Source organism: Priestia sp. P5_B4, assembly GCF_056400385.1.
Window position 1 is genome coordinate 1 of sequence record NZ_JBFULJ010000442.1, and the last position, 3133, is coordinate 3133.

The following is a 3133-nucleotide window of genomic DNA, read 5'->3' on the forward strand; positions in this document are numbered from 1 at the left end:
TAATTGTGCCCAATGGCACAAGATTGATACCACCTTTTCCTTCACCGATTCCTAACGAACTTTCCGTGAACATGGTTAACCTAATAATAAATAGAATAGAAGCTAAAAATAAAACATTAATCCAATTATTCTTTGACATTAAAGGCATCTCCTAGAAGTTTTAATAGAAAGACATTCCACTCTATCATCCCCCCATCTGAAAAATAAATTTTCTTTTCAAAGGAACATAACGACTTACGTAGCAAAAAGAAGCCAAGTTCATTCCCTTTTTTATTATAGCTATAATTATAGAATGACTCCCCTTCAATAGGTGCTTAGAATAATTGATAACTACTTTAGCTTATTACTTACCTTTACAGCTCTTTGAAAGATAGAGATATTTATTTTACTTATACTATCTTCCTATTTCTTTTTTTACAATATGATAAGTTATTTTTACCTACACATTCGAAATTCCCTATTTAAGTTAGGGTTATATTGGAATATGTAGTTTACTAATTTCTAATGTAGCAGACAAAGTAATTATTTTTTTGTGAAAAACGTTTAAAAACCGTCCACAAGTTTATCTGTGAACGGTTTTTTGACTTTTCCTTTTAATATAGATGTGCTTCTTCTTTCACAAAAAAACTTAAATTCCCTTATTTCACCAAAGTCCATGCATATGGACTATAGAATCCATCAGCTTTTATCACCACGTATATTTTTGTTCCTGCTGACTGAGTTGGAATAGTCACATTGTATACGCCTGAAGCATTTGTGTTGCCTCTAGCTAGAATAGCTGCTGAGCTAGATCCTGCTTTYACATAAACTAATGATCCTGGTACGGCTGTTCCGGAAATAGCTGTAGAAGTTGTAGTAACAGCAGAGATACTAGGTGCTTTAGGCGCTGATTGAGCTTTAACAGTAGTTGAAGTATATGGACTGTATTTCACTGCATTTTTTACAATAACATAGATTTTCTTCCCTGCATTTTGCTTTGAAATAGAAATCGAAAAGCTTCCTTTTGCATTTGTTTTACCTCTAAAAGCAATGCTGTTTTTACTAGAATCTAATTTTACATATACCGCTGTATTTGCTTCTGCTTTTCCGGTTAACACGGTATCGGCCTCTGTAACTGGATCAATCACAGGTGCCGCTGGTGCAGAATAGGCTTTAACAGTAACACCCGTATACTTGCTGTATTTCACAGCATTTTTGGCAATAACATATACTTTTGCTCCCGCCGCCTGAGCTGGGATTGCAACGGTAAAGTTTCCTTTTGCATCCGCTTTTCCTCTGGCTTCAATCTGTCCGGAAGTAGAGCCAAACTTAACATATACAAGTGCATTTGCTTCTGTTGTTCCTTTTACGGCTGTATCTGTTTCTGTTAATTCATTTACTGCCGGATTTTTAGGTGCAGCTATTGCTTTTACTACAGTTGAAGCATAAGGACTATAATTCACATCATTTTTTAGAATGACATATATTTTTGTTCCCGCTGCTTGTTTTGGAATAGAAACAGAGAAGTTTCCACCGCTGTCTGCTTTCCCTCTGGCAGCAATCCCAGAACTCGTAGAATTAAATTTCACGTAGACAAGTGTATTCTCTTCCGCTTTTCCCGTTATTTTTGTATCCGTTTCATTAATTGAATTTAAGGAAGCTGCATACGGAGCTGTTTTATAAGAACGTTCTGCTTTCGTGCTGTAATATTCAGTAAGGGCCGTACCGGGATAATAAAATGCTAAAATCTCTTTATAATTCAGCCCTTGATTTGCCATTACGTTCGATCCCTGCTGACTCATTCCTACGCCATGTCCAAAACCTTTTCCATGAATAGTAAACGACGTATCATCTTCATCAATCGAAGTTACGTACAGGTTCAGCATAGATGAACCTTCAATTAGATCTTTAACGGTCTTAGCACTTTCTCCTGTAAAATTCCAATCTTGAATAAGAACTTTACCGTCTTTATCCACATCATCTTTCTTAATATAACGAACGCTTAGATCTCCTTTTGTAACACGCTGGCCTGACGCACGGTCATAAAAATCTATTTTTGTAATGTCAGTAATTTTGATGTCTTTCGTGTCTAATCCGTTAGCTTTCATTTTGTTTTTGATGTTATCCGTCATTTTTAAATCTTTTTCGTTCGTTTGACTCCACCACGTATCAGGTGCAGCTAAATCTTTTGTTGATAAATCAATTTGCTGCTTATTTACGACCTTTTTCCACGGCATTTGAGGATCGTACGGATCGTTTTTCACTTGAAAGTAAGGTAGTGGAGCACTATTAGTCCAGTAGTTAGAGTTGGACTCAATAATTCCGCCATTACTTGAAGAAAAAAGGGTTTCTACTACTCTTCCATTGTACGTAACTACTTCACCAAACGTCTCTTCAACAGCTTGATCAGTAAGAGGTGTAATAGATAACTCTTGTTTCCCTCCATAAACTTGCCTGCTCTGTGTATCTGTAAGGTTTGAATCATTCAAATGCTTTAACGCATATGAACGAGCTGCTACTGCTTGAGCTTTAAATGTATTTAAAGAAGTCCAATTTTTTAAGGATTCTTCCGGAACTACACCTTTTAGGTAGTCTTCTATCGGCAATGTATTAATGGGGCGAACGTACTTTTGACTTTCATTCGTGAATGCTACATCACCTAAGTACTTTCTTCCTTGGATACTTAATGTCGCATCATATGTAGAAGGAGTTACTTCAAAGCTAGGAAATTTCCCAAGCTCCTCTGTTCCTTTATAAATAGCTATGCCGTTAGAGGTTACTTTCACTTCATAATCTTTTTTAGCGCTTAAGATTAAATTAGTACCTTTAATACGATAAATTTCTGATGGCTGAATCGTAATCGAGCTTTTATTACCTAGATAGTTTGATAGCTTTACTGAAATTAATGGTTCTGTTTCAGCTGCTTCTGCTTTGTTCACAATATTTAAAGCAATAAACATAACGATGACTGCAAAGAAAATTTTCCCTATTTTTTTCATTAATTTTTTTACTCCTTTTTGTCTTTAATAATCCTCCTCGGAAATCTCTTATTTACTATCGGTACGAAATTGAAAATAATAACAAAAATAAGCATATTAATCTATAAATATACAAATAGCTTGTCACTTAATGTGACAAGCTATGATCAAAACAT

General features: G+C 35.2%; 1 protein-coding gene. It reads right to left on the minus strand.

Annotation, left to right across the window (positions count from 1 at the left end):
- Window positions 1-638: 638 nt before the first annotated feature.
- Window positions 639-2978 (minus strand): SpoIID/LytB domain-containing protein, encoded by a 2340-nt coding sequence (locus tag AC1DRF_RS20975; RefSeq protein ID WP_477741594.1) that lies wholly within the window; start codon window positions 2976-2978, stop codon window positions 639-641.
- Window positions 2979-3133: the final 155 nt, after the last annotated feature.